Origin of the sequence: Streptomyces albidicamelliae (assembly GCF_025642175.1) — a bacterium.
Classification (GTDB): Bacteria; Actinomycetota; Actinomycetes; order Streptomycetales; family Streptomycetaceae; genus Streptomyces; species Streptomyces albidocamelliae.
The window spans coordinates 5,591,943-5,618,691 of the sequence record NZ_CP106795.1; the positions used below are offsets into that span (position 1 = coordinate 5,591,943).

The 26,749-nt window shown below is 68.5% G+C and carries 25 protein-coding genes, 1 tRNA gene and 2 pseudogenes; 22 read left to right on the forward strand and 6 right to left on the reverse strand.

Annotation, left to right across the window (positions count from 1 at the left end):
* Window positions 1-63 precede the first annotated feature (63 nt).
* Window positions 64-390 (reverse strand): hypothetical protein, encoded by a 327-nt coding sequence (locus N8I86_RS25670; protein ID WP_263278804.1) that lies wholly within the window; start codon window positions 388-390, stop codon window positions 64-66.
* Between the two features lie 515 nt (window positions 391-905).
* Between N8I86_RS25670 and N8I86_RS25675 the strand changes: the two genes are divergently transcribed.
* Entirely contained in the window at window positions 906-1,913 is a 1,008-nt protein-coding gene (locus N8I86_RS25675) for a DUF7019 family protein (RefSeq protein ID WP_263278805.1), read from the forward strand.
* Window positions 1,914-2,633: 720 nt separating this feature from the next.
* Here the strand turns inward: N8I86_RS25675 and N8I86_RS25680 are convergent.
* The 3 genes from N8I86_RS25680 to N8I86_RS25690 form a co-directional block, all read right to left on the reverse strand.
* Entirely contained in the window at window positions 2,634-2,948 is a 315-nt protein-coding gene (locus N8I86_RS25680) for a S1 domain-containing protein (protein WP_263278806.1), read from the reverse strand.
* Window positions 2,949-4,489: 1,541 nt separating this feature from the next.
* The gene (locus N8I86_RS25685) at window positions 4,490-5,176 is read right to left on the reverse strand and encodes an RES family NAD+ phosphorylase (RefSeq protein ID WP_263278807.1); all 687 of its coding nucleotides are present in this window, start codon (window positions 5,174-5,176) and stop codon (window positions 4,490-4,492) included.
* Complete coding sequence (locus N8I86_RS25690; protein ID WP_263278808.1) at window positions 5,173-5,742, reverse strand: hypothetical protein; 570 nt, start codon at window positions 5,740-5,742, stop codon at window positions 5,173-5,175. The genes N8I86_RS25685 and N8I86_RS25690 overlap by 4 nt, the downstream gene beginning before the upstream one ends.
* 567 nt (window positions 5,743-6,309) lie before the next feature.
* Between N8I86_RS25690 and N8I86_RS25695 the strand changes: the two genes are divergently transcribed.
* The 13 genes and pseudogenes from N8I86_RS25695 to N8I86_RS25755 all read left to right on the forward strand — a co-directional run bounded on the left by N8I86_RS25695 (window position 6,310) and on the right by N8I86_RS25755 (window position 15,872).
* Entirely contained in the window at window positions 6,310-7,155 is an 846-nt protein-coding gene (locus tag N8I86_RS25695) for a helix-turn-helix domain-containing protein (protein ID WP_263278809.1), read from the forward strand.
* A gap of 89 nt (window positions 7,156-7,244) precedes the next feature.
* Window positions 7,245-7,634, forward strand: a complete 390-nt coding sequence (locus N8I86_RS25700) for an ATP-binding protein (protein WP_263278810.1) — start codon at window positions 7,245-7,247, stop codon at window positions 7,632-7,634.
* 175 nt (window positions 7,635-7,809) lie between these two features.
* Entirely contained in the window at window positions 7,810-8,661 is an 852-nt protein-coding gene (locus N8I86_RS25705) for a sigma factor-like helix-turn-helix DNA-binding protein (RefSeq protein WP_263278811.1), read from the forward strand.
* The gene (locus N8I86_RS25710) at window positions 8,658-9,479 is read left to right on the forward strand and encodes an integrase (RefSeq protein ID WP_263278812.1); all 822 of its coding nucleotides are present in this window, start codon (window positions 8,658-8,660) and stop codon (window positions 9,477-9,479) included. The genes N8I86_RS25705 and N8I86_RS25710 overlap by 4 nt, the downstream gene beginning before the upstream one ends.
* Window positions 9,480-9,662: 183 nt before the next feature.
* Window positions 9,663-10,010, forward strand: a pseudogene (locus N8I86_RS25715) (SCO3933 family regulatory protein).
* A 5-nt stretch (window positions 10,011-10,015) separates the two neighbouring features.
* A complete protein-coding gene (locus N8I86_RS25720; RefSeq protein ID WP_263278813.1) occupies window positions 10,016-11,383 on the forward strand; it encodes an FtsK/SpoIIIE domain-containing protein in 1,368 nt (455 codons plus the stop codon).
* Between the two features lie 86 nt (window positions 11,384-11,469).
* Entirely contained in the window at window positions 11,470-12,171 is a 702-nt protein-coding gene (locus N8I86_RS25725) for a DUF2637 domain-containing protein (protein WP_263278814.1), read from the forward strand.
* A 13-nt stretch (window positions 12,172-12,184) separates the two neighbouring features.
* Window positions 12,185-12,364 carry a mobile element transfer protein gene (locus N8I86_RS25730; RefSeq protein WP_135789794.1) on the forward strand — a complete coding sequence of 60 codons (180 nt, stop codon included), beginning with the start codon at window positions 12,185-12,187 and terminating at the stop codon, window positions 12,362-12,364.
* A 14-nt stretch (window positions 12,365-12,378) separates the two neighbouring features.
* The gene (locus N8I86_RS25735; RefSeq protein ID WP_263278815.1) at window positions 12,379-12,534 is read left to right on the forward strand and encodes a hypothetical protein; all 156 of its coding nucleotides are present in this window, start codon (window positions 12,379-12,381) and stop codon (window positions 12,532-12,534) included.
* Between the two features lie 19 nt (window positions 12,535-12,553).
* A complete protein-coding gene (locus N8I86_RS25740; protein WP_263278816.1) occupies window positions 12,554-12,856 on the forward strand; it encodes a SpdD-like protein in 303 nt (100 codons plus the stop codon).
* 99 nt (window positions 12,857-12,955) lie between these two features.
* The gene (locus N8I86_RS25745; RefSeq protein WP_263278817.1) at window positions 12,956-14,332 is read left to right on the forward strand and encodes a replication initiator; all 1,377 of its coding nucleotides are present in this window, start codon (window positions 12,956-12,958) and stop codon (window positions 14,330-14,332) included.
* Entirely contained in the window at window positions 14,332-14,502 is a 171-nt protein-coding gene (locus tag N8I86_RS25750; RefSeq protein ID WP_263280153.1) for a helix-turn-helix transcriptional regulator, read from the forward strand. The genes N8I86_RS25745 and N8I86_RS25750 overlap by 1 nt, the downstream gene beginning before the upstream one ends.
* The gene (locus tag N8I86_RS25755) at window positions 14,499-15,872 is read left to right on the forward strand and encodes a tyrosine-type recombinase/integrase (protein WP_263278818.1); all 1,374 of its coding nucleotides are present in this window, start codon (window positions 14,499-14,501) and stop codon (window positions 15,870-15,872) included. The genes N8I86_RS25750 and N8I86_RS25755 overlap by 4 nt, the downstream gene beginning before the upstream one ends.
* A 114-nt stretch (window positions 15,873-15,986) precedes the next feature.
* Here N8I86_RS25755 and N8I86_RS25760 read toward each other — a convergent pair whose 3' ends face one another.
* A complete protein-coding gene (locus N8I86_RS25760) occupies window positions 15,987-16,355 on the reverse strand; it encodes a GNAT family N-acetyltransferase (RefSeq protein WP_263278819.1) in 369 nt (122 codons plus the stop codon).
* Window positions 16,356-16,756: 401 nt separating this feature from the next.
* Window positions 16,757-16,828: transfer RNA gene (locus N8I86_RS25765), tRNA-Arg, on the reverse strand.
* 111 nt (window positions 16,829-16,939) lie between these two features.
* Here N8I86_RS25765 and N8I86_RS25770 point away from each other — a divergent pair.
* The 8 genes and pseudogenes from N8I86_RS25770 to rho form a co-directional block, all read left to right on the forward strand.
* Window positions 16,940-17,455 (forward strand): annotated as a pseudogene (locus tag N8I86_RS25770) (response regulator); the annotation flags it as partial.
* A 411-nt stretch (window positions 17,456-17,866) separates the two neighbouring features.
* Window positions 17,867-19,021 carry a DALR anticodon-binding domain-containing protein gene (locus tag N8I86_RS25775; protein WP_263278820.1) on the forward strand — a complete coding sequence of 385 codons (1,155 nt, stop codon included), beginning with the start codon at window positions 17,867-17,869 and terminating at the stop codon, window positions 19,019-19,021.
* The gene (locus N8I86_RS25780) at window positions 18,921-19,133 is read left to right on the forward strand and encodes a DALR anticodon-binding domain-containing protein (RefSeq protein WP_263280154.1); all 213 of its coding nucleotides are present in this window, start codon (window positions 18,921-18,923) and stop codon (window positions 19,131-19,133) included. Before N8I86_RS25775 ends, N8I86_RS25780 begins: the two co-directional genes overlap by 101 nt.
* 54 nt (window positions 19,134-19,187) lie before the next feature.
* The gene (lysA, locus tag N8I86_RS25785) at window positions 19,188-20,579 is read left to right on the forward strand and encodes a diaminopimelate decarboxylase (RefSeq protein WP_263278821.1); all 1,392 of its coding nucleotides are present in this window, start codon (window positions 19,188-19,190) and stop codon (window positions 20,577-20,579) included.
* Window positions 20,580-20,740: 161 nt separating this feature from the next.
* On the forward strand, window positions 20,741-22,033 hold the full coding sequence (locus N8I86_RS25790) for a homoserine dehydrogenase (protein WP_073889558.1): 1,293 nt from the start codon (window positions 20,741-20,743) through the stop codon (window positions 22,031-22,033).
* A gap of 6 nt (window positions 22,034-22,039) precedes the next feature.
* Window positions 22,040-23,098, forward strand: coding sequence for a threonine synthase (gene thrC, locus N8I86_RS25795; RefSeq protein ID WP_073889559.1), 1,059 nt, complete (start codon window positions 22,040-22,042; stop codon window positions 23,096-23,098).
* Between the two features lie 327 nt (window positions 23,099-23,425).
* The gene (gene thrB, locus N8I86_RS25800; RefSeq protein WP_073889561.1) at window positions 23,426-24,343 is read left to right on the forward strand and encodes a homoserine kinase; all 918 of its coding nucleotides are present in this window, start codon (window positions 23,426-23,428) and stop codon (window positions 24,341-24,343) included.
* Between the two features lie 425 nt (window positions 24,344-24,768).
* On the forward strand, window positions 24,769-26,745 hold the full coding sequence (gene rho, locus N8I86_RS25805) for a transcription termination factor Rho (protein ID WP_073889562.1): 1,977 nt from the start codon (window positions 24,769-24,771) through the stop codon (window positions 26,743-26,745).
* Window positions 26,746-26,749: the final 4 nt, after the last annotated feature.

Here is a 26,749-nt window from a genome sequence, read left to right on the forward strand (position 1 = left end):
ACGGCCCAGAGACGGCCCGGACCGAGCACCCGGCCGTCACCTCCCCTCAGCGGCCTGGCAGGCCTACAGGTCGACACGGGACTCGATATCGCCCCGCCTGAGAACGACGTGCGCCGGCCTGAACGGCAGACCGCGCAGAGTCGGCTCCATGACCTTGAAGAGAGCATCTGCGTCCGGACCATAGGCGTAGAGCACGGCTTCGCCGCCTCCGAACTCGTTGCCGTCGACCTCCCCGACACCGGCCTCCTCGACCGCGGCTGCCATCACCTCCTCAGCCTCGTAGACCCGCTCTCGTTGGTCGGCGTCGCCGAAACCGTCGGCAGCAAGCCGGAAGTGGGCGATGACGGCATGCTCCTCATCCCCGTTGTCCGGGGCCATGGGTGTGTCCACGCTGGACACGCTCTCATCGGGTTCTGACATCGCCCCGGCCGAGGTCACCACTGCCAAGACGCTGGTGATATGACCTCTTTGTCCCGAAGCAACTTGGGCAGGCGCCTGGCCTTGGGGCGCTGTGCCTCTCACCTGCTGCGATGGTCCACAGGTGTGCACGGTTGTCCGTCGCTGTCCGTCGGCGTTGTCACGCAGTTAGACACTCATCCCCGCGATGGGTAGGGCTGGTGACCTAGCCCCGCAGCCTCAGCTTCGAGTTCGTCCCTGAACGGACGCAAGAGCATGGTGAGCTGCCCACTCTGCCTCTGTGAGTGCACAGGGAGCACCGTGCCGTTCGTACGGCTTGAGAAGCCCTGCCTTGATCATCCGGTTCCGCTGCCAGGCGGCGTGGTTCTCCCAATTGGCTTCTCAGGCCCGGCCTTCGTGGTCTGGTCGTGGAATCTGAAGCGCGTAGGCGGGACTGCCGGGGGACGAACCTGCTGTTCTAGTGAAGTCCACACGCCTGGGGTGCCAGCATGAGCGTCTGCGCCCCTGCAAATGTGATGAACGGAAGGCAAGGTCGGATGGTGTCCAGCGGTAGCGAGGTCGGTAGGTATGTCTACTGGTCCGACCGGGCGATCCAACGGGTTGCCGAGGAGAACGGAATCGAACTCGCGGGGCGACGGACCTGGACAGTTGGCGTGTCCGTGCCCGGTCTCCAGAGCAGCTTTGGGCAACAGACGCGCGTTACCCGGAACCGGCTTGAGGAGGCGCGCAGGGTTAAGCGGCACATCGGTACCGCCGCCGTTGAAGATCTCGACACGGAGCCCCCAGCTTCCTACATCACAGGTGTTGGCAAGGTCGAATTCGCGGAGTTCGCTGCGTGGCACGCTCAGGGCGGCGTCGTCATGCATGTCCAACTTCGCAGCGCGAACGGTCGGCGGGTCGATCTCTGCCTCTTCGGTAGCAAGGACAATCTCCGCGGCTTCGGGCCGAGCGACGGCTTCGACAACGGCTGGACGTCCTCGGCGGCGCCGGCAATCGAGGAGCTCCTGCGAAGCCGGGGGACGCAGAACACTTCCCAGTGGGACGACGAGCAAGCGCGATCCGTGGAGGCTTTGAAGATCGCCCTGGACCAGGGTTTCTCAAGCATCAGCGGCGAGCATGTGGGCAGACCAGAGACACGCGGCTTCACCATCGGCCACGCCGGCGACTGCGAATTCTTCGCCGAGATTTACACCGATGTCGTGCTCGACCCTACCCGGTGGCGCCTTGAGGGCGAATCGGCGGGAGCGGAGCGCATCATGGTCGGCAGACCGATGTGGATCCGCACTCAGAGCCCAGACGCGGTGGTGCGCTATGCCGAACTCCGCAACGGCTCAGGCTGGTCCCGCCACCGCTGGCTACGACCGCTGCGCTTCCTGTCACGACGTCGTCGTGCTGTGATCGGTCCGCCAGCTGCGGTGCCCACGGCTCTTGATACACCGGAGTCGAGTACGGCCGGGGCGGCTCGTCGGCGCAGGTTCACGCAGGCCCGGGACTGATACCCACGGCCGCGCTCCACCAGCGAAATCGCGTGTAATTGGGGGCGTTGTCACGTCACGTCTCGCCAGCGACCGTGGTGCGATAGCTGCAGACTCGCAGCGCTGGCCTGTTGTGGAGGGCGGGCCCGTTCGAGCCGGCCAGGTGGGCTGACACTCGCTTTAAGGAGTTCGTTCACCGGGCCGTGCGGCCTGCTCCGTGCTCATGACGCCGAGGGTTCCCGGTGCCCCCGTGGCTGTTCCAGTCCATTGCCGTCCGGGGGCGTTGATGTCATCCGCTGATGTCACTTCGCGGAGTGTCGGCGCGTCGCCAGTCGTCGCAGCCTACGGCGGCGCTGTCCCGCTGCGCGCTGCTGAGCTCTCACGATGGCAACTGTCTGCGGATCACTGATCAGGTCGTAGTCGTGCATCAGGAGCGCGTCGTCGTCCTCGGCAAGCAGGCACCGCAAAGTGTCGATGTGACGCTCAGGACTGGCGAGTAGCCGCTTCGACTCCAGCCAAACGGCTAGGCCCCCATCTTCTTCCAGCACGGGACCACCGTAGCCAGCCGGCCCGGCGTCGTCATACCAGTTCTCCGGGCTTCGGCATAACCCTTCCAGTGTCGCAGATCAACTCGGGGAGCCCAGGCCAGAGCGGGGTGGGGGTGGTCACCTGTGGGCGCCGACTGTCAGCGTTGGTCGGCCTCGGACGGCCCAGGACGGCCCAGGAGTGGCCCAGGGGCGATCACTCGTCGGCTGCCTGCCACCCATCGAGGCGGACCCTGACCTGGTGGTTGTCCGCGTGCCAGAAGACCTCACCACTGACGAGGGCCCCGAGGGCCGGCAGGTCCATCCCCAGCGGCATGGATGTGATCTCCGCCAGCGCTATGGCGTTTGGCACGCCATCTATACGCAGGAAGACACCGAAGGGCTGGCGACCGATGACCTCGCCAGTGATGTGGGCCCCTACGGGCAGGGCTGCGACGGTCGCCGGCCAGCCCTCCAGCACTGCATCCGCGGTCGGCACTTCAGGACCCGTGGGCCAGGTGAACTCGTCCATCGGTAGATCATGACGCAGCGAGTGCTTAGAAGGCGCCTGCTTAATCCGGACCGCGGCACCCTCTGACCAGTGCCTATAGGCGTACCGAGGGCGCTGGGGCCGCTAGCGTCGACACACATTCGACAGACATACGCTGTCGCGTGACTGAACGCGCTGCCGGTTGCGCTCTCGCCAAGAGCGACCAGGGCCGCTGAACTTATCGCTATGCAGGCCGTCTTGGTTGCGCTCATCGCAGTCCTAGGCACGCTCGGTGGGTCCGTCGTCACCGGGTTCCTTCAACGCCGTCATACCGATCGTGCTGCTGAGCTCGCCCGTCGCGACCGTCAGCGGCAAGATCAACGAACGGCCATTTGCGACCTGGCGGAGGCGCTCGTGGAGTTACGCCGCCGGCAGATCTGGCGATGGTCCACCAGACGCGACTACGGGACCAACAATGACACGTACCGAGAGTCCAAGGATGCCTGCTTCGAGGCCCGCACGACGAGTAGGGCTTGCCTTCTACGGCTCAAGCTCGCGGGCGTTCCGGAACCAGCCGTGCACCTGGCCGGTGATGCCTTCGAAGCCTCCATTGCCATCGGAGAGGCTTCAGACAGTGAGGAGTTGACGGCGAGGGCGGAGGTGTCGAGGGTGGCCATGGACGCGTTTGTGGCCGCAGCAGCCAGCCATTGCGCTGCTACGTAGTCAGTCGATCGTGATGGGCAGATGGCCATTCACGGCAAGACACATCCCATCTTGCCTGACCGCCACCCCTGGAAGGAGACCAGTTAGATCGGGGGGGCTGTGACCTTGGGGTTCGCTGGTGACGGCTGGGGGTCGTCTGTCCCTGTCGGTCGCCGCCGGTCGGCATCGGGGGCCCTCGGACGGCCCAGAGACGGCCCAGAGCTGATCACGCGGACCGCCGGTTGATCGACGGCGGACGCCTCCGACACGGGCCGCATGAACCTCAGCCGACGGCAGTCAGCCACGACGGCGGGTGCGCCGACCGATCAGGCGCGCGTATGTCTCGCTGTACCCCCACCGGCCTCGACCACGCTGCAATATCGTCGACCAGAGCAGGGGCACCATTCTGCCGCAGGTCACCCCCGCTAAGGAGCGCTAGATCACCTCAGCTTCCCAAGCTGAGAGTTTTGGGGAAGGAGTAGCTCCGACTACGGCAGGGCCGGCGTGGCCGACGCCTGGCGATGAGTGTTGAGTCTCCGGTGCTCCTAGCGGTTCCCCGTACCATCTGGCATGCGTCTGGCACGGCCTCTTCGTCCCAGACTCTCAGCAGGGAGGTCATTGAGGCCAGGCAAGTTGGTCAGTCAGCCATCGAAAGGTCTGTCTCCACTGCTGTGCAGCAACCACCGCTAGGCGCTGGAAAGAGTCAGGTGCAAGCGCGTGCGGCGGTCAAGTTTGATTCGGTGCCTTAATGGCGGCAGGATTCCGCATCCGGTAGATCCCCGTCGAAAAGAGTAGTGCATGCGGATTCCCATGTGCCTCACCAAACGCGAGGGGTCCGGGTTGCTGATGGTATTTGCCGGACTCGGGCTGTACGTGCCGACCTAAGGGCGAAAGTATCCCGCAGGACCTGAGGGATCCCTGGCAACCTGGATCTTATACCGGTCTGCAGCCGATTCAATCAGGCTCGGAGGGATCTCGTAATCGGCTACAACGTGAAACATATTTCCAACATCCAGTCCGCTTTTCTCGCTGAATGTGGCCACGTTTTCAAGCTCGCCTGAAGGATCTCTAACCGATCTGAAGTGGATCCCCTTAAGGCCTTCATCTCGAATCTGCTTCGCGAACTGCTGACTTTTCGGGTAAGGGGGCCCAACCTCATTCCATAGGTTGGGTTCCATACCCCGGAGGCCTACATTTGCCGGGGACATCACATTGCAAACATCCACGGATGAGTTCAGTGAAACGGTCGCCATTCGGTTCTGGAAAACAGTACTCTCGCTTATGGCCACCGCGCCTAGCCGAACAAACACCTCCACGAATGCCCCCAGTGCCATGTCCGCTACGTAGCAAGTACCTCCTGGGTCGCTCCCATCTTTGACCGTCCTTACGGGATCATAGCGGTTACCCGGACGCAAATCCCAGGCTTTCGTTTTGTCGTTATAGTAGTAACCGGCGAAGCCAAACCAAATGACACTTCCCGGATCGCCGTGCGACGTAACCTTCGGATAGATTCGATAGAAGTGCAAGTAATCCGCTTCGACCGTGAATACGGGATCCTCGGTAGTCATCTGGACAACCTCCCAGCGGTCACGCTTGCTGACTTACTCAATAGTTCTATTTGGTCGTGGTTCCCCGGTGTCTCAGGTTCACCGATTATGGACCGCGGTGCCCGGTCATCGAGCTCCCTTTGCGGGGTTGCGGCCCACGATATGACGATGTCTGAGCGAAAGGTCTTGCCGAGCTGATTCCGGAAAACTTCCAAAATGACTCGGGCGCTCTCCTTTAGTGTGAGGTCGTAGAAGTCGTCCCTAAATTGCCAAATTGGCAGAAAAGTTTCATGGCGGCCTTTCAGGCCCACCAGAAACCCGGTTTCTACGTCTTTCTCGACCTGACCTTCAGTCTTGCCAGAGATCCTCGAAGCTACTTCACTTGCTCGTAGACTGACGCCTAGCGCCGTATGCCAGAGAACGTTACTGATCGCAATCGAGGCGGCATCTTTTGCGATGGCAAGATATGCTGGGTCGTCATGGAAGTCGACACTTTCCCGCGACCGTCTTTCGACAGTGTCCCATCGCTGGCCAAATTCGCTCCGGAAAGCCTGGGCCATAAAGTCTATAAGACTCTTCTCTTCCACCCTCTCATCGTAGCTGAGGGCGTCTGTCAGCGCGCGATGAATGAGCACTGCCCGAGATGCCGCACGGCTATATGGCGCGGTCCAGCAGCCGCTGGGACCTTTGCGGCTTGGGTGGGCCGATGAAGAGACCTGAGCTTGCTCACGCGGTTGGCGGAGCGGCTTTGGGCTGGAGCTACTTTGGTGCGAGTAATCATGGCCCCGTAAGCTTGCGGCGCGGCGGGCAGTCTGTAGACCTGCCCGGTAAAGCACGACGTTGGGGCCATGATCTTCGAGGCTCGCGCCAAAGTGGCTGCCTAAAGCCGTGGAGCCGACCGCCCCAGCCACGACATAACCCTTCTCTGGCATCAGGCGGCTGATTACTGAGAGCGCGGCACGGGCGCCGGCCGGGCTGGAGCGGGACGGAGGCAGGAGCGCAGGCCCGGCCGGGGGCCGGGCCGCGCGCGGGGAGCGGAGCGAGCCGCCTTGAACCAGTAGAGAAAGTTTGAATCATGCTTGGTGCCCTTGCTGATCACTGCAGCTCGCGTACCCAATCCGGCCTCTGCTGCTCCGTGGTGTAGAACCCTGACTATGGGGAGTGAGCGACAGGAGCGGATGAAGGCGCTTGGGGCGCGTCTTCGGGGACTGCGTGCTGAAGCTGGCCTGACAGGTGCCGGGTTGGCGCAACGGGCTGGCGTAGGGCAGCCAACCGTGTCCAAGGTGGAGAACGGGCGTATGGTTCCGAGCTTCGATGTCCTTGATCGGCTCTCTCGTGCTCTCGGCCTTGATGACTCGTCGGCTCGTGAGGTGCGTGACCTCCTGGTCGCCGTCGAGGCTGCCGCAGACGCAAGGCTTGCACCTGATGATGACGGAGTCGCCGGGGCGGTGCTCGATGACGCTGTGCGGTCGGCTCGGCTGGTGCGGTCGTTCCAGTGCGTGGTCCTGCCGGCCATGCTCCAGAGTGCGGAGTACGCCCGCCACGTCTTCCAGAGCGCACCGAACTCGACGACTGAGACGGTCGGCCGGGCTGTTGCTGCCCGCGTTGAACGGCAGGCCGTGCTGTACGAGCCGGGGCGCGAGTCGGTGTTCGTGCTGACGGAAGCGGTGTTGCGAACCTGGCCCGGCACCCCAACGCTGATGCTCGCTCAGCTCGACCGGCTGCTGGCCATCGAAAGCCTCAATTCGGTCCGGCTCGGGGTCATCCCGTGGCGTACGCCGGTGCCGGTGCTGCCGCGGCACGGCTTCACCCTGTGCGACCAACAGGCGGTCGTTGTCGAGTCGTTCACTGGCGAACAGCTGCTGGCCGACCTTGTCGAGGTGGCCACGTACGAGGAGACGTTCGGTCAGTTCGAGCGGGCTGCCGTCTTCGGTCATGAGGTACGCGAGCTGCTGTTGCGGGTGATGAAAGAGTTCCGCAATCACTCGGTAGAGGAATAATTCCTCTAGATGCCTGGCCTGCTGGCCATGCATGGGAATACGCTGCCGCTGCGCTGTCTAGCCCCCTAGACGAACAGAGGTGTTTTCCCATGCTCACTAAGTGGTGCCGCGCCTTCCCTGGCCTCGCCGAGGAAGTGGCTCACGCCCGGCACTTCGTCGCATCACTCACCGCACAGCATGGCCCTGTCGATGAGGCCGTCCTGGTCGTGAGTGAGCTGGCGACCAACGCCGTACGGCACTCGCTGAGCGGCTCGGCCGACGGCTGGTTCCTCGTGATCGTGGGCTTCGGCGACGACGTCGTGCGCATCGAGGTGGTCGACCAGGGCGGCGCCTGCGAACCGCACCTGTGCGACGGGGCCAGTCAGGAGGAGGGGGGTCGCGGACTGTTACTGATCGCGGGCTGCGCTAAGGACTGGGGTGTGAAGAACTGGCCCGACGGGCGTTCCGTGTGGGCCGAGCTAGCTCGGGAGGGGGTGTGATCACGCTCTTTTCGACGGCGATCGGCGGCCGCCTATCGGGCGGTGGCGGGTGAGTCCTCGGGGCGTGCCTCGACGGCGGTCCCGGTTCTACGTGGTCGGCGTTCGTACAGGACGGCGCCTCCCGTCCATTCCGTCTAGGGCCCTAGACTCCTGGGTACTTCTAGGAGGTGCGGTCATGTCGGACGAGCTGCAACGGATCACAGCGATCGATGATCCGTATCTGCTCCTGCGTGAGGTCACGAAGAGGCTGGCCGACGCGCAGCAAGAGGTGACCGAACTGGCCCGGCTTCGCCGCCGTGTGGTCCAGGACCTGCATGCCCAAGGGCTGTCTTATGCGCAGATCGCCGAAAAGGCCGGCCTGAGCCGTGGGCGGATCCACCAGATCCGGCACACCGGCCCGGCACCCGAGGGGGCCTTCCTTGGTGCGGGTGCCGTCACTGTTGCGACTCCGCTGCGGTGGGACGGCGAGAAGAAGCGTCCGGTCGTCGCCATGGCCGACATGAACTCCGGCAAGCGACTGGAGGAGTTGGCCAAGTCCTACGGGCTTGCCGTCAGCTCTGGTCACGTGCTGGTGAGCGGTGAGATCGACCTGAACCGTGATGGCCTGATCGTCGTCTGCGGGCCGGGTATGTCCGACGCCATGAAAGATCTGTACGCCCAGGACCCGGTACTCAGCTGGGAACACCCGGAAGGTGAACCGTGGGCGCTGGTGGACCGGTGCACCGGCACGGCCTACCACGCGGGGGCGGACATCGAGCCGCGCCGCCCGCACGACGTCGGGTACCTCGGCAGGCTGCCCCGACCGGACGGCAACGGTTCGGTGCTCGCCATTGCCGGAATCCACACGGCTGGCTCCCTCGGCGTGGTCCACCTGCTCACCTCGGACCTCAACACGCTCTGGGGGCAGGTGGGCGAGCGTCACTTCTCCACACTGGTGAGCGTCGAGTACGACCCCGAGACCGACGAGCCGCAATCCGTGGAATTGCTCTGCCCCCTCTACCTGCACGACGAGGAGGCGACGGCGTGAACGTCGCCCTCGGCTCGCAGCCGGCCGACCCGGGACGGGAAAACGAGGACTTCGCCGCCGCCTCTTTCGGCGCGGCCGTACTCCTTGACGGCGCCGGCGTGGCCGGAGCGGAGACCGGATGCGTGCACGGCATTGCCTGGTTCTCCTCCACGCTGGGCGGGCTGCTGCTGGCTGACGTCGCGGCGCACCCCGCCCGGCCGCTCGCCGACTGCCTCGCCGACTCGATCCGAACGGTCCGTTCCCTGCACGAGGACACATGCGACCTGGCTTATCGGGCCAGTCCGACCAGTACGGTCGTCGCTGTCCGGGCCGAGGCGGGAGCTCTGGAGTACCTCGTGCTCGGTGACTCGACCCTCCTCCTCGCCGAGACGGACGGGAGTACCTCCGCCATCACCGACCAGCGTTTGGACGACGTGGGAAAGCGCCTGCGTGAACCGGTCGACGCCCTGCCCACGGGGTCGCCCGCACACTCCGCTGCACTAGCGGAATACCGGGATGCCCTGACCGGCCTGCGTAACCGGCCGGGCGGCTTCTGGATCGCCGGCCCCGATCCGCAGGCAGCCGAGCACGCCCTGACGGGGACGGTGCCGCTTGATTCACTGGCCTCCGTGACGCTGCTGAGCGATGGCGCGACACGACTCGTCGACAGTTTCGAACTCGCCGACTGGAAAGCGACGTTGGGCCTCCTTAACTCGTCGGGCCCGGGTGAGCTGATCGGTCGCGTACGTGCCGCCGAGGCCGATGACCCCGAGGGTCGGCGCTGGCCGCGTGGCAAGGCGCGCGACGACGCGACAGCCCTCCACTGGGTGCTGTCGTAGCTCGCCCCCCAGGCCTGAGACACGCACGTATACCCCCCTAGACAGTTGACGGTCCGTCGGCTACCTTTACCGTCAACCCCCCTAGACAGTTGAGGCGGGCTCCTCCCGTGACTGTCTAGGGGGGTATTCAAGACGGATGGCGCCGAGCAACAAGGGCGTCGACAACCCAGTGAGGTACAGACAATGCGTGTAATCCCCGTGGACACTTCGGCCGCGACGCTCCTCGTCACCAAGCTGCCTGAGGTCAAGGTGAAGGACCGGCAGACCGGTGAGATCGCCGTGGACCCGGTGACCAACCAGCGGCTGATGACGCTGGAGCTGGTGTTCATCGCGGCCGGTGGCTCCGACATGATCAAGGTCACTGTTCCCGAACAGGGCATCGGTGAGGGCCTGGTGATGGGCGCCCCGGTCATCCTGTCCGGCCTGGTGGCCCGGCCCTAGGAGAGTGAGTTCGGCGGCCGCACCCGTCACGGCATCGCCTACCGGGCGGACGCCGTCATGGTCAGTGCCCCGGCCGCGGTGCAGGGCTGACCGCCATGGCCGACACCGTCCAGACGCTGTTACCGGTCTTGCTGGTCCTGGTCGCGCTGCTGGTGCTGCGCCGGCGGATGCCGGTCCTGTTCTGGTGGCTCGTCGGATACCCGGTCGTCGCGCTGCGGGTACTCATCTCGTACCGGGCGACCATGGACGCCTGCGGCCTGACGGTACCGGCGTCGGCCGTCCGCCGGGCCACGGCCCGAATGATGGGGCGGCAGGCGGCCCCCGTACCGCCTCGCCACTCGTTCCCACTGCCGACCGGGTCCGGACTCGTGATGCGCCTACGCATGGCGACCGGGCAGGCGCCCGAGGACTTCACCGCCTCGGCCGACCGGCTTCGGCACGCGTGGGGCGCCCACGCCGTCTACGTGCACCCCACCAAACCAGGGTGGCTCGAACTGCGGCTGGTCGGCTGGGACGTACTCGCCGACGTACGGCCCTCCCGGCGCCGCCTGTCGGCCGGCCCGCTCTGCCTGCCGCTCGCACTGCGGGAAGACGGCCGATGGCATGTAAGGGACTTCCGCACCGTGCCGCACGAACTGATCCTCGGCGCCACCCAGTCCGGCAAATCCGTCTACCTGCGCAACTTGCTGTGCGGCCTGGCCCGCCAACCGGTCGTCCTCGTCGGCATCGACTGCAAATGGGGCGTCGAACTCGCCCCCTTCGCACCCCGGCTGTCCGCGCTCGCCGACAACCCGGACCGGGCGAACGACCTCCTCGACGCCCTGCTGGCGGAAATGGAGGCGCGGTTCTGCCTCATCGGCCTTAGCGGCGCGGCCGGCCCGGACGCCGTGCTCACGTCCGACGTGTGGGGGCTGCCGGATGACGTACGGCCGTTGCCGGTCGTGGTCGTCGTGGACGAGGTGGCGGAACTCTTCCTCGCCGCGAGTAAGGACGACGAGAAGCGACGGGACGCGATGGTCACCAAGCTGATCCGCCTCGCCCAGCTCGGCCGCGCCGCTGGCATCTACCTGGAGGTGTGCGGACAGCGCTTCGGTTCCGAACTCGGCAAGGGCGCCACCATGCTTCGCGCCCAGTTGACCGGACGGGTCTGCCACCGGGTCAACGACGAGTCGTCGGCGAACATGGCGCTGGCCGACATCGCCCCTGAGGCGGCCCTGGCCGCTACCTCCATCCCGGCCGAACGTCCCGGCGTCGCGATCGTCGGTGACTCCTCTGGCGGCTGGTCCCGCGTCCGCTCACCTCATCTGACCCTCGACGATGCGGCGGCCGTGTGCCGTGACACCTCTGGCCTGGTGCCGGAACTGCCCCGGCTCGACTCCTTCAGGCCCGTCATCGCCGTGGAGTCCGCCGGTCCGACCTCGCCTGCCGCTACCGCGCCCGCAGCCCGCCCGGTGACCGGGTAACCGCGCTCCCTTCCCACGGCCGGCGTGACCGCCTCACGCCACGTCCCTATCCCGCCATGCCCGAAACCGGAAGGAACGCCGTGCCCATGCGTGCCCACCTGGTCCGCGTAGACGCCGTCCTCGTGCAGGCGGTCATCGCCGGGGCCCTGTCTTTCTCCCACCTTCACGATCTCGCCGAAGCGTCAGGACAGGGCGGGTGGAAGGCATGGGCCTACCCGGTCAGCGTCGACCTGCTGCTGGTCGCCGCCTGGCGCCGGATGCGCGACCAGCAACGCGTCGGACGACCGGCAGGGGGATCGCGGCTGTGGTTCCTGGTCGCCCTGGCCGCGTCCCTCGGTGCCAACGTCGCCACCGCGGGGCTCCTCGACCTGGGCCACGTTCCCGCCTCGCTCCGCGTCGTCGTCGCCGGTTGGCCCGCCGTCGCCTTCTTCGGTGGAACGCTCCTGGCTCACGCCCCGCACGGCCCGGAGGCGCCGGCCGCACCGGGCGACAGTGCGGACGCGGCCGACCGAGCCCCGGCCACCGTCCACGCGCCCGATCGGGACGCGCTTCCGGCGCCGTCCAACGATCCCGAACCCGCCGCTACGGCCACGGTCGCCGAACCGGTCGCCGAGCCCTCCCCGGCTCCCGTTCCCGCCGTCGCACTCCCGCCCGCCCTCGTCGATCGCGCTCGAGCCTTGGCCGACGAACACCGCTCGGCCACCGGCCGTCCCGCCGACCCCGACGCAGTACGCGCCCGGCTCGGCCTGCCCCCGTCCATGACGGCATCCGTCGCCGCCCACCTCTGAGAGGAGCACCACCATGCACCGGCGCTTCCGCAACGTCCGTCGTATCGGCCCGGTGAACGTCGCCTCCTACCTCGACCGCGGAAGGAACCGCCATCTGGCCGCCTGCACGGCGCCCCGCTGCGACTTCTCCGCCGAGTACGACAGCCGTGCCGCCGCTGAACTCGCCGCCCGCACCCACCGCTGTTCGGCCTGAGAGGAAACCGCCGCATGGATGTCCCGCTCTGGCTCGCCCTGCTCTGTATCGGGGTCCTGGGCGTCAAGCTCATCCGCCCGCCTTGGTGGCTCATCGCCGTGCTGCTCCTCGGCGGCTACCTCCTCGCCGACAGCCTGCTGGCCCCGGTCATCGACTCCCTCGTCGAGTAACGCGAAAGGAGATCCACCCATGTTCCGCCCGAACATCCCGACCATGCCCCAGCCCACCGGCCTGGTCACCCCGCCTGCCGTCGTCGAGTCGACCACCATCTCCCCGGCCGCCCCGACTCCGCCGGCCGCCGTCACCCCGGTATCGACCCGGCCCGCCGTTCAGCTCACCCCTGGCACCATGCTCGTCCTCGTCGGCGGCGGTACCGCCGTGGTCCTGGTCGTCGGCGCCGTCCTGGTCTCCATGCTCCTCGCCGTCGCCATCACGGCCGCCTCTGTGGCCGTCTGCGCCCTCGTAACGCGCTCCCTTCTCACCAGGCGCTGACCTCATCCGCTCCGCCCCGTCCGGCTTGCTCTCGGTGTCTAGCCCCCTGGACAAGCCGGACGGGGTCCTCAACTCCCGCTCTCAAGGAGGAACCCGCACATGCGTCCCGCGGCTCCGACCGGAGCCATCCGCCAGTTGGTGACCCTCGCCCAGCACGGTGAGCTCAGCACCTATGCACGGCAGATCCAGCGCCTCGGCGGCTGCGAGCGGCCGGTACGGATGGAGGGCCACCGGCTCGACGTCCACGCCGCAACCGGCGAGATCGTCCGGGAGGTCGTGGACCGCGACCTCCCCGCCGGACAGCTCCTCATCCGCTGCAACAACCGTCGCGCCACCCGGTGCGCCGCCTGTGCGGAGGTGTACCGCAAGGACACCTTCCACCTCGTCACGGCCGGCCTGAGCGGCGGCAAGGGCGTCGGCCCGGCTGTCGCCCAACACCCCCGCGTCTTCGCCACCTTCACCGCCCCTTCCTTCGGACCCGTCCACAACCGGCCGTCGGGCGGTCGGTGCCGCTGCGGTCGGCGGCACCTGGAGGACGACCCCGCCCTGGGCACGCCGCTCGACCCGGACCGGTACGACTACCGCGCGGCCATCTTGTGGAACGCACACGCAGGCGCGCTGTGGGCCCGCTTCACCACCTACCTGCGCCACCAGCTCGCCTCCCGCGCGGGCATCGGACGCTCAGCCCTACGCGAGTGCCTGAAGCTCTCGTACGCCAAGGTCGCCGAGTACCAGCGGCGCGGCGCCGTCCACTTCCACGCCGTCATCCGCCTCGACGGCCCGGACGGTGCTGAAGACGCGCCGCCGGCCTGGGCGACGACCGAACTGCTCACTGACGCGATCCGCTCGGCGGCCCACCTCACCGAGACGCCCGGCCCGGACCTCGACGGGCACGCGTACGCCTTCCGCTTCGGCGAGCAGCTCGACATCCGCCCCATCCGCTCGGCTGACTTCGCGGGTGCCTCGGAGCTGTCCAGCCGCGCCGTGGCCGCGTACATCGCGAAGTACGCCACCAAGGGTGCCGAGACCGCAGGCACCCTCGACCGCCCCATCCGCAACCCCATCACGGACCTGATCGGCTCCGGCGTCACCGACCACGCCCGGCGGATGATCCTCACCTGCTGGCAACTCGGCGCGCTCCCCGAACTCGAAGACCTGCGGCTGCGCAAGTGGGCCCACATGCTCGGCTTCCGCGGCCACTTCTCCACCAAGTCCCGCGCCTACTCCGTCACCCTCGGCGCCCTCCGCCAGGAACGCGCCAACCACAACGAAGCCCTGGCCCGCGAACGCGCGGCCGAGGCCGGCCACCCGCTGCCCGACCCGGACACCGTCCTCGTCCTCTCCCACTGGGTCTTCGCCGGGACGGGCCTAACTGCGGCAGAGCACCTCATCACTCACGGCAGTAGTGCCCCTGCAGGCCATGCAGACGACGACACGGAAGGAGCGCTGACGTGGACCACCGACGCGACGAACTGATGACCGTCCCGCAGATCCTCGCGGAGCTGGGTGGGGTGTCTCGCCGCACCTTCTACAGGTGGCGTGAACTGGGGCAGGGACCCGCTGCGTTCAAGCTGCCTAATGGTGAACTCCGAATTTGGCGCGCTGAGTTCGCCGCGTGGCTGCGTCAGTTGGAGGCGGCGGCGTGAAGTCTCTCGACGTGAAGGTGTGGGGCGTCCGGAAGCGGAATACCAAGAATCCGTCCTATGACGTCCGATGGATGGTCGCCGGGAAGGTCTTCTCCGAGCAATTTCGCACCAAAGGACTGGCGGACCACTACCGGTCCAAGCTGCTCCGCGCTACACATGCGGGCGAAGAGTTCGACACGGTGACGGGGCTACCGGAATCGATGGTCGAGAAGGCGGCCTCGATGACCTGGTACGCCTTCGCTCTGAAGTACCTCGCCATGAAGTGGCCACACGCGGCGCCGAACACGCGCAACGGGATCAATGAAGCGCTGACTGCAGTGACGGTGGCCCTTCTCGACGAGCGCCCGGGGGAGCCGTCCGAGGAACTGCTCAGGAAGGCGCTTCGCAACTGGGCCTTTGTCCTTCCCGGCCCGGACGAGCGTGAATTGCCGACCGAGGTCGCAAACGCTTTGCACTGGGTAGCCAAGGCGTCGCGCCCCCTCTCGGACCTCGGGGACGCTGCGATTGGCAGGGCCGTCCTGGACTCGCTCAGGTTGAAGCTCGACGGGACGGCGGCAGCCGCAGAGACCGTCCGGCGCAAGCGTCGGACCCTCGTCAACGCGCTGCACTACGCGGTGGACCTTGGGGAGTTCAGCGAGAACCCGGTCACGGGCATCCGTTGGAAGAAGCCGAAGGTTGCCGGAGAGGTCGATCCTCGTGTGGTCGCCAATCCCGAGCAGGCTCGGTCCCTGCTGACCGCGGTTTCCTACGTCGGTGGGTACGGCCGTGCGCGTGGCCGTCGGCTCGTCGGTCTGTTCGCGCTCATGTACTACGGTGCCCTGCGTCCGGCTGAGGCCGTCGGTCTCACTGACGCGGACGTGAAGCTCCCCAAGACCGGCTGGGGGACAGTCCTGCTGAATCGAACGCGCCCCAGTGTCGGCAAGCAGTGGACGGATTCCGGCGAGACCCATGACGACCGGGGCCTGAAGAACCGGCCGGCAGAGGAGGTCCGCATCGTGCCGATTCCGCCCCAGCTTGTCGCCATCCTCCGGCAGCACCTCGACACCTTCGGCACCGCCGAGGACGGGCGGCTGTTCACCAACGAGCGCGGGGGAGTGGTCGGCTCGTCCACGTACTACCGCGTCTGGCAGGAGGCCCGTGCGCTGGCGCTACCGCCGACTGTGGTCGCCTCACCGCTCGCCGCCCGACCGTACGACCTCCGGCACTCGGCCCTGTCGACCTGGCTCAACTCCGGGGTGGACCCGACCGAGGTGGCCGAACGTGCCGGCAACAGTGTTGAAGTGCTGCTGGGCCGCTACGCCAAGTGCCTTGATGGGCGGCAAGGAATCGCCAACCGCAAGATCGAAGAGTTACTGCGCGAATACGAGTGACGAGGCACATAGCCATTAGCCCCTGGTCCCTGTGCGGGCCGGGGGCTTCGTCGTGTGCCGGTCGCAAGGCATCGGCCGCTGGCTGGCTTCCAGAATTTGCGGCTTCCCATGAGCTCACTGAGCGGGGAAGACGATCCGCAGCACGATCTCGCCGTCGTCGATCTCCCCGGTGGGCTCGAATCCGAACTTCTGGTAGAAGGGCCACGGTTCGCCATCGCCGGGATCGTAGCTGGTCAGCAACTCGGTGGCGCCGTCCTCACGAACCAGGGCGGCGACCTGCGTGAGAGTTTCTCGACCGATCCCTCGCCCCTGATGGTGCTTGTCAATGAGCAGGCGCCAGATGAAGTGCCGCCCTGTGTAAGGACCAGCCGGCGGCTTCCACGACAGCATCACGAAGCCAACTGGCTCGTCGCCGACGTACACCGCGCGGTACCAGGGATTGGCCTCCGGGTGCTGTGCCGCCTGCTTGAGAGACTTGGACACGGAGGCGACGAACTGCTTCTGATCACGGCGGACGCGGAGGGCACGAACGGCATCCCGGTTGTCGTCAGTGATCTCACGTAGGTGTACGTCTGGAGACCTCATGCCACACCCTTCCTGCATGCGGCGGCTGTGCCGTCCGGAGCGACGTGAAGAGCCGTTCTCGTCTGGCAGTTAGGCGCAGCGTATTCGGCGCCGTGGATCTTGTGGGGGACCGGCACGCCGGGCCGCGTCCGCTCCGATATAGCCGCTGTGACCTGGGCAGACGCGCTCAGTTCCTGTCCACGAATAGTCCACAGACCCCGGCATACGCCCGCTCCAGGCCGCACACGCCTGCACATACGCGAAGACCCCGGCCTCAGCGTTTCCGCTGGTGACGGGGTCTTTGGGCACCTCATGCTGGGTGCCCCCGGCAGGATTCGAACCTGCGCACACGGCTCCGGAGGCCGTTGCTCTATCCCCTGAGCTACGGGGGCGTGTCGGCTGCTGAGCTGCTCGCTCGCGGCGACGGGTAGAACACTAGCAGGTCCGCGGGGGTGATCAGGAATCCGTTTCGACGGGTCGGTGCAGGCGGTCCCCTGTACGGGGTGGAAGTAGGCAAAACCCGGACGCGGTGGCCGGCGCGGACCTACTCTCGAGTTGTGCCAGGCGTGTCGGGTCGGGTGCTTGTTGTGGACGACAACAAGGTCATCCGGCAGCTGATCAGGGTCAACCTTGAGCTGGAAGGGCTCGAGGTCGTGACCGCGGCCGATGGTGCCGAGTGTCTGGACGTGGTGCACCAGGTCCAGCCTGACCTCGTGACCCTCGACGTCGTCATGCCCCGCCTCGACGGGCTCCGTACCGCCGCTCGACTCCGCGCCGACCCCCGTACGCACCACCTTCCCCTCGCCATCATCAGCGCCTGCACGCAGTACGAGGTCGAGACCGGCCTCGACGTCGGTGTGGACGCGTTCCTCGCCAAGCCCTTCGAACCCGCCGAGCTCGTACGCCTCGTCAAGGACCTGATCGGGCGCCGTGACGGGCATCAGCAGGACGGGCAGGGGAGGGAAGGACACCGGCGTCGCGGTCCTGGCGGGGCCGGTCCCGACGCGGAGGCCGCCGGCGGTGGGGACGACGACGGCGGTGCCCATTCCGACGGCGACGGCGTGCGACGTGACGTCGACGGCGTGCGACGTGACGTCGACAGCGTGCGCCATGACGTCGACGGCGTCCCGGACGAAGTTCCCTTCGGCAGTTAGAGCAGTTGTCGGCCAGAGCGCCAGAGCAGCTGTCGCTCAGAGCCGTTGTCGGCCGGAGCAGCTGTCGCCCGCCGGTTGCGTGCCGTGCATCGTTTTGCGTCGCCCGACCTCCGCATCCGGAGATGAGCCGCGCGGCCCTGATAGGTGAGCGACCTCCTCTTCCGCCTCCGTGGCAGGCCGCAGGTCACACCTCCCCCTTGCCCGCGCCGCGACCCGTACCGTCCGCAGGTTGAACCGCCTCGCCTGCCCACCCCCCTCCTCCCCTACGCTTGTCCCGTGACCCCCGTCGAGCTCTCCCGCACCGTGTTGCACGCGGTGCGTCGCGCTGTCGACGGCGGGGAGCTGGACGTGACCGTGCCCGAGCGTGCCGTGGTGACCGAACCGGGGCCCGGCGGGTGCGGGGACTTCTCCACCACCATCGCCCTGCAGCTCGCCCGGCCGGCCGGGCAGCCCCCGCGGCGCGTGGCCGAGATCCTGCGGCCGCATCTCGCCGACGCGGACGGGGTGCGGGACGTCGTCGTCACCGGGCCCGGCTTCCTCAACATCAGCCTCGACGACCAGGCCGACGTCCTCACCGCCCTCGTGCGGGAGATCCGGTCCCGCGGTGCCGAGTACGGGCACGGTGACGCCCTCGCCGGGGAGGTCGTGGCGCTCCGGGTGCCATATGAGGTGCGGGCCGAGGTCGTCGCCGACGCGGTCGTACGGATCGTCGCCACCCAGGGCGGACGCGCCACCGTCGAGCACGGCGAGCCCGTCAATCTGCGGCCCGTGCCGGCCCCCGAGGACCCCGCGCCGCTCGGTCCCGACGCCGCCCAGTGGGCCCTCCTCCACCCCGCGCCGCACGACCGGCCCCGCATCACCGCCGATCACCTGGTCCAGCGCGAGGGCAACCCCCTCTTCCGCGTCCGGTACGCCCACGCCCGGATCCGCTCCCTCAGCCGCAACGCCGCCCGCCTGGGCTTCACCGCCGAACCGGGCCCGCTTCATGAACCGACCAGCCAGGTGTCGACCAGCCAGGTGTCGACCGGTCACGAGTCGACCGGCCAGGAGTCGGCCGGCCACCAGCCGACCGGCCACCAGCCGACGGCCCACGGTGACGCCCGCTTCGGTCACGGTGCCGGGCGGCCGTACGGCGGTCCCCTCGGCCCCGCGGCCGATACCGCCCCCGCGGCCGACGTCGACACCGGCACCGACGCCCAAGACGTCGACACGGGCACCGAAGCCCAAGAAGCCGAAGCCCAAAGCGGCGGCGCTCCCCGGCGCACCCCCGTAACCACCCCCCCCCACCCCCCTCCAAACCCCCCTCGCCGACCACCCCCGCGTCCTCGCCCTGGCCGCTACCCAGCGCGCCCCGGATCGGCTTGCCCGGCATCTCGTCACCGTCGCCGACGCCGTGCTGCCGTTTCTGCCCTGTGTGCTTCCCCGTGGTGAGGAGAAACCCTCGGCCGCCCACCGGGCCCGGCTGGCTCTCGCCGAAGCCGCCGGGACGGTGCTGGCCGGCGGCCTCTCCCTGCTCGGCATCGACGCACCCGAACACCTCTGAGGGCCGGTGAAGACATGAGCCCCGGAGAGATACAGAGAGTCTGAGAGTCACGTCATGAGCCGTTCCGCGCACCCCGCCGGGCCCCGCCACGCCGACGTCCTTCCCGAGGGGCACTACTCCGCGCCGCCCGCCGATCTCAACGTCCTCGACCCCAAGGTGTGGGCCCAGACGGTCACGCGCGGCGCCGACGGCGTCGTCGGCGTCGGCGGGATCGACGTCAACCGGCTCGCCGAGGAGTTCGGCACCCCCGCGTACATCCTCGACGAGGCCGACTTCCGGGCCCGGGCCCGCGCCTGGCGCACCGCCTTCGGGGCCGACGCCGACGTCTTCTACGCCGGGAAGGCCTTCCTCTCGCGTGCCGTCGTGCGCTGGCTGCACGAGGAGGGCCTGAACCTGGACGTGTGCTCCGGCGGCGAGCTGGCCACCGCCCTGTCCGCCGGCATGCCCGCCGACCGGATCGCCTTCCACGGCAACAACAAGTCCGTCGCGGAGATCACGAGGGCCGTCGAGGCCGGAGTGGGGCGCATCGTCCTCGACTCCTTCCAGGAGATCGTGCGGGTCGCCCATGTCGCGGAGTCCCTCGGGAAGCGGCAGAAGGTCCAGATCCGGATCACCGTCGGCGTCGAGGCGCACACCCACGAGTTCATCGCCACCGCGCACGAGGACCAGAAGTTCGGCATCCCGCTCGCCGGCGGTCAGGCCGCGGAGGCGGTGCGGCGGGCGCTGCAGCTGGACGGGCTCGAACTGATCGGCATCCACTCCCACATCGGCTCGCAGATCTTCGACATGTCCGGGTTCGAGGTCGCCGCCCACCGGGTGGTCGGGCTGCTGAAGGCCATCCGCGACGAGCACGGCGTCGAGCTGCCGGAGATCGACCTCGGTGGTGGCCTCGGCATCGCCTACACCAGCGACGACGACCCCCGGGAGCCGCACGAGATCGCCAAGGCGCTCACGGAGATCGTCGGCCGGGAGTGCGAGGCCGCCCGGCTGCGCACGCCCCGGATCTCCGTCGAGCCCGGCCGCGCCATCGTCGGGCCGACCGCGTTCACGCTCTACGAGGTCGGCACGGTCAAGCCGCTGGAGGGGCTGCGGACGTACGTCTCCGTCGACGGCGGCATGTCCGACAACATCCGGACCGCGCTGTACGACGCCGAGTACAGCGTCGCCCTGGTCTCGCGCACCTCGGACGCCGAGCCGATGCTCGTGCGTGTCGTCGGCAAGCACTGCGAGAGCGGGGACATCGTGGTCAAGGACGCGTTCCTGCCGGCCGACCTGGCACCGGGCGACCTGATCGCCCTGCCGGCCACCGGCGCGTACTGCCGGTCCATGGCGAGCAACTACAACCACGTGCTGCGGCCGCCCGTGATCGCTGTGAAGGACGGCGAGGCCCGGGTGATCGTGCGGCGCGAGACGGAGGACGATCTCCTGCGTCTCGACGTCGGGTGACGGCGACCGAGGCCGGTTGCCGCCCGCGGGGGTGGAAGATCTACGGTCCGCCGCCCCTGCACAAATGAAATAGATGTCTCACGATCCGGACTAAGGGGAGAATCCCCCGTCCGGTGAGTGAGACTGGTCCCACCGTAGACGGTATGAGGAAACGAGGTCGGATGATGCGTACGCGTCCGCTGAAGGTGGCGCTGCTGGGCTGTGGAGTGGTCGGCTCAGAGGTGGCGCGCATCATGACGACGCACGCCGACGACCTCGCCCAGCGGATCGGCGCCCCGGTCGAGCTCGCCGGGGTGGCCGTGCGGCGCCCGAGCAGGGTGCGCGAGGGCATCGACCCGGCACTCGTGACCACCGACGCCACCGCCCTCGTCAAACGCGGCGACATCGACGTGGTGGTCGAGGTCATCGGCGGCATCGAGCCCGCCCGGTCCCTCATCACCACCGCCTTCGAGCACGGCGCGTCGGTCGTGTCCGCCAACAAGGCGTTGCTCGCCCAGGACGGCGCCGCCCTGCACGCGGCCGCCGACGAGCACGGCAGGGACCTCTACTACGAGGCCGCCGTGGCCGGCGCCATCCCGCTGATCCGCCCGCTGCGCGAGTCCCTCGCCGGGGACAAGGTCAACCGGGTGCTCGGCATCGTCAACGGCACGACCAACTTCATCCTCGACGCGATGGACTCCACCGGGGCCGGGTACCAGGAGGCCCTCGACGAGGCCACCGCCCTCGGGTACGCCGAGGCCGACCCGACCGCCGACGTCGAGGGCTTCGACGCCGCGGCCAAGGCCGCCATCCTCGCCGGGATCGCCTTCCACACCCGCGTGCGTCTCGACGACGTCTACCGCGAGGGCATGACCGAGGTCACCGCCGCCGACTTCCGCTCGGCCAAGGAGATGGGCTGCACCATCAAGCTGCTCGCCATCTGCGAGCGCTCCAAGGACGGCGCGTCGGTCACCGCGCGCGTGCACCCCGCGATGATCCCGCTGAGCCACCCGCTCGCCTCCGTGCGCGGCGCGTACAACGCCGTCTTCGTGGAGTCGGACGCGGCCGGCCAGCTGATGTTCTACGGTCCCGGCGCCGGCGGCGCCCCGACCGCCTCCGCCGTGCTCGGCGACCTCGTCGCCGTGTGCCGCAACCGACTCAACGGCGCAACGGGGCCCGGCGAGTCGGCGTACGCGGCCCTGCCGGTCTCGCCCATGGGCGAGGTCGTCACGCGCTACCACATCAGCCTCGACGTCGCGGACAAACCGGGTGTCCTGGCCCAGGTCGCGACCGTGTTCGCCGAGCACGGGGTGTCCATCGATACGGTTCGCCAGCAGGGCAAGGACGGCGAGGCCTCCCTCGTCGTCGTCACCCACCGCGCGTCCGACGCCTCCCTCACCGGGACCGTCGGGGCGCTGCGCAAGCTCGACACCGTGCGGGGTGTCGCCAGCATCATGCGGGTTGAAGGAGAGTAACCAGCAATGACCCACCAGTGGCGCGGAATCATCGAGGAGTACCGGGACAGGCTGCCGGTATCCGACACCACGCCGGTCGTGACGCTCCGCGAGGGCGGCACGCCCCTCGTGCCCGCGCAGGTGCTCTCCGAGCGCACGGGCTGTGAGGTCCACCTGAAGGTGGAGGGGGCCAACCCCACCGGATCCTTCAAGGACCGCGGCATGACCATGGCCATCAGCAAGGCCAAGGAGGAGGGGGCGAAGGCCGTCATCTGCGCCTCCACCGGCAACACCTCCGCCAGCGCGGCCGCGTACGGCGTCCGGGCCGGCATGGTCTCCGCCGTGCTCGTGCCGCAGGGCAAGATCGCCCTCGGCAAGATGGGCCAGGCCCTCGTGCACGGCGCGAAGATCCTCCAGGTCGACGGCAACTTCGACGACTGCCTCACCCTGGCCCGGGCCCTGAGCGAGAACTACCCCGTGGCGCTGGTCAATTCGGTCAACCCGGTGCGGATCGAGGGCCAGAAGACGGCCGCCTTCGAGATCGTGGACATGCTCGGCGACGCGCCCGACATCCACGTCCTGCCGGTCGGCAACGCGGGCAACATCACGGCCTACTGGAAGGGCTACAAGGAGTACGCCGCCGACGGCGTCTCCACGAGGACCCCGCGCATGTGGGGTTTCCAGGCCTCCGGCAGCGCCCCGATCGTGCGCGGCGAGATCGTCAAGGACCCCTCGACGATCGCCACCGCGATCCGTATCGGCAACCCCGCCTCCTGGAACCACGCCCTCGCCGCCCGCGACGAGTCCGGTGGTGTCATCGACGAGGTGACGGACCGTGAAATCCTGCGCGCCTACCGCCTGTTGGCCGCGCAGGAGGGCGTCTTCGTGGAGCCCGCCTCCGCCGCCTCCGTGGCCGGTCTGCTGAAGGCCGCCGAGCAGGGCAGGGTCGACCCGGGCCAGCGCATCGTGTGCACGGTCACCGGCAACGGCCTGAAGGACCCCGACTGGGCCGTCGCCGGCGCGCCGCAGCCGGTCACCGTCCCGGTCGACGCGGCCACCGCGGCCGAGCGCCTCGGCCTGGCCTGAGGCGACGGGACCCGGGCCCCTGGCAAGGGGCCCGGGACCTTGCCACCGGCAAGGGCCGGGGGCCCTCCGTGCCGGGGTGCACGAGGGGCCTGCGACACGCATCGTGCGCCTCCCGTGCGCCCTATGTCGCCACAGAACCTTCCTTCGATAGGCTGTACCGAACCCGCCCACCGCATATGCCCCCGCGTGTGGCACGGCACCGCGTCGTCTCCGCGGCCCGACGGGTCCTCGTACGTCATCGGATGTCCACCGAACATCGGTCGCATGTCCATCGAGTCCCTCGAGCGTCATTCGACCGTCACGCAGCTCAAGGAGAGTCAACGAGCGATGGCCGGTCCAGCGTTCCGCGCCGCCGCCGTCCGGGTGCGCGTTCCCGCCACCAGCGCCAACCTCGGTCCGGGCTTCGACGCCCTGGGCCTCGCGCTGGGGCTCTACGACGACGTGGTCGTCCGGGTGGCCGACTCCGGGCTGCACATCGACATCGCGGGTGAGGGCGGCGAGACCCTGCCGCGGGACGAGAGCCACCTGCTCGTCCGCTCCCTGCGCACCGCCTTCGACCTGCTGGGCGGCCAGCCGCGCGGCCTGGAGATCGTCTGCGCCAACCGCATCCCGCACGGCCGCGGCCTCGGCTCCTCCTCCGCCGCCATCTGCGCCGGAATCGTCGCCGCCCGCGCGGTGACCATAGGCGGCGAGACCCGGCTGGACGACGCCGCGCTGCTGGAACTGGCCACGGAGATCGAGGGCCACCCGGACAACGTGGCGGCCTGTCTGCTCGGCGGTTTCACCCTGTCCTGGATGGAGTCCGGTGCCGCCCGGGCCATCAGGATGGACCCCAGTGATTCCATCGTTCCGGTGGTTTTCGTGCCCGGGAAGCCGGTCCTGACCGAGACCGCGCGCGGCCTGCTGCCGCGCTCCGTACCGCACGTGGACGCCGCCGCCAACGCGGGCCGTGCCGCCCTGCTTGTCGAGGCCCTCACCCGGCGCCCCGAGCTGCTGCTGCCCGCCACCGAGGACCGCCTGCACCAGGAGTACCGCGCCCCCGCCATGCCGGAGAGCGCGGCGCTGGTGGAGCGGCTGCGGGCCGACGGCATCCCGGCCGTGATCTCGGGTGCCGGGCCCACCGTCATGGCACTCGCCGACGTCGGTACCGCCGACAAGGTGGAGGCCCTGGCCGGCACCGACTGGGCCGCCAACCGGCTGAGCCTGGACGTCGAGGGAGCGAGCGTGCTGCCGCTTGCGACCTGACACACGGTTGCCGGATATGGAGAGGGGGAATGTTTGTTGGATCCGGTAGTGTTAATCTCAAGTCTGCACCCGACCCCACCATGGCGAGGTGCCTCGTGTCCCCGTCCGGGACAGACATTCTTCCGGGAGCCTCCCGAGCCACTCCGTGTCCCTTGTGCCGTACCTGGGCAGTACGTCGTATGCGGGCACTGAGCGGGCCAACGGTGGGGGTAACCCCTCTGGGGGAGCTCCGGAATCGGTGCTACCACGCCACGTGACACTGGGTGCCACGGCTGCGGAAGCGCCATCACCAGCAAATTTTCCTCTTCCGCCGCTATGGCGGACCACCGCCCCGGCACGGTTCACGGAAGACAGGACCGTAGCCGGACAGCACAACCGGTCGCCGAGCCAGACAGGCCGACGTCCGCTCCAGGGAAGGACCCTTCGTGAGCGACACCACCGATCTGATGGGCGCACGTGTCGAGGAGACCGCTGCCGCGCCCGCCACGGACGCCTCCGCGCCTGCCACCGGTGCCGGCTCCCGGCGGCGCCGCGGTACCGGCCTCGAGGGCATGGTGCTGGCCGAGCTGCAGCAGGTCGCATCCGGCCTCGGCATCAGGGGCACGGCGCGCATGCGCAAGAGCCAGCTGATCGAGGTCATCAAGGAGGCGCAGGCCGGTGGGGGCGCTCCGGCCGCCAAGGCCGAGACCGCCACCGAGACCAAGCCCAAGCGCCGGGCCACCTCCAAGGCCCGTACGGGTGAGGACGCGGAGAAGAAGGCCGAGGCGAAGACCGAGGCCGCCGCTGAGAAGGCCGTGGCCCAGCAGCAGATCGAGATCCCGGGCCAGCCGGCTTCCGAGGACGCGCCCAGCGAGCGCCGTCGCCGCCGCGCCACCGCCGACGCGGGCAGCCCCGCCGCGGGCGGCGCCGAGACCGTCGCCGCGGACGCGAAGACCGAGACCAAGGCCGAGGCGCCCGCACAGCAGGGCGAGGCCAAGGGCGACGCCGGTGACGGCGAGGGCCGTGGCCGCCGCGACCGCCGTGAGCGCGGCCGGGACCGCGACCGCGACGGCCGCCGCAACAAGGGCGACGACCAGCAGGGCCAGGGCGGCCAGGGCCGGCAGCAGGGCCAGCAGCAGGGCGGCGGCCGCCAGGACCGGCAGCAGCAGCAGGACGACGACGACTTCGAGGGCGGCCGCCGTGGCCGTCGGGGCCGCTACCGCGACCGCCGTGGCCGTCGCGGCCGCGACGACATCGCTCCCGAGCCGCAGCTCGCCGAGGACGACGTCCTGATCCCCGTCGCGGGCATCCTGGACATCCTCGACAACTACGCGTTCATCCGGACCTCCGGCTACCTGCCGGGCCCGAACGACGTGTACGTCTCCCTCGCCCAGGTCCGCAAGAACGGCCTGCGCAAGGGCGACCACATCACCGGTGCGGTCCGCCAGCCCAAGGAGGGCGAGCGCCGCGAGAAGTTCAACGCGCTGGTCCGCCTGGACTCCGTCAACGGCATGGCGCCCGAACACGGCCGTGGCCGCCCGGAGTTCAACAAGCTGACCCCGCTCTACCCGCAGGACCGCCTCCGCCTGGAGACGGACCCGGGCGTGCTGACCACCCGCATCATCGACCTCGTGTCGCCGATCGGCAAGGGCCAGCGCGGTCTGATCGTGGCCCCGCCGAAGACCGGCAAGACCATGATCATGCAGGCGGTCGCCAACGCGATCACGCACAACAACCCCGAGTGCCACCTGATGGTCGTCCTCGTCGACGAGCGTCCGGAAGAGGTCACCGACATGCAGCGGTCGGTGAAGGGCGAGGTCATCTCCTCGACCTTCGACCGTCCGGCCGAGGACCACACCACGGTCGCCGAGCTCGCCATCGAGCGCGCCAAGCGTCTGGTGGAGCTGGGTCACGACGTGGTCGTGCTGCTCGACTCCATCACGCGTCTGGGCCGTGCCTACAACCTGGCGGCGCCGGCCTCCGGCCGCATCCTGTCCGGTGGTGTCGACTCGACCGCCCTGTACCCGCCGAAGCGCTTCTTCGGTGCGGCCCGCAACATCGAGGACGGCGGCTCGCTGACGATCCTCGCCACCGCCCTGGTGGACACCGGGTCCCGCATGGACGAGGTGATCTTCGAGGAGTTCAAGGGCACCGGCAACATGGAGCTCAAGCTCGACCGGAAGCTCGCCGACAAGCGCATCTTCCCCGCGGTGGACGTCGACGCGTCCGGTACCCGTAAGGAAGAGATCCTGCTCGGCAACGAGGAGCTGGCGGTCGTCTGGAAGCTCCGCCGCGTCCTGCACGCGCTGGACCAGCAGCAGGCGATCGAGCTGCTTCTCGACAAGATGAAGCAGACCAAGTCGAACGGCGAGTTCCTGATGCAGATCCAGAAGACGACGCCGACCCCGGGCAACGGGGACTGACCGT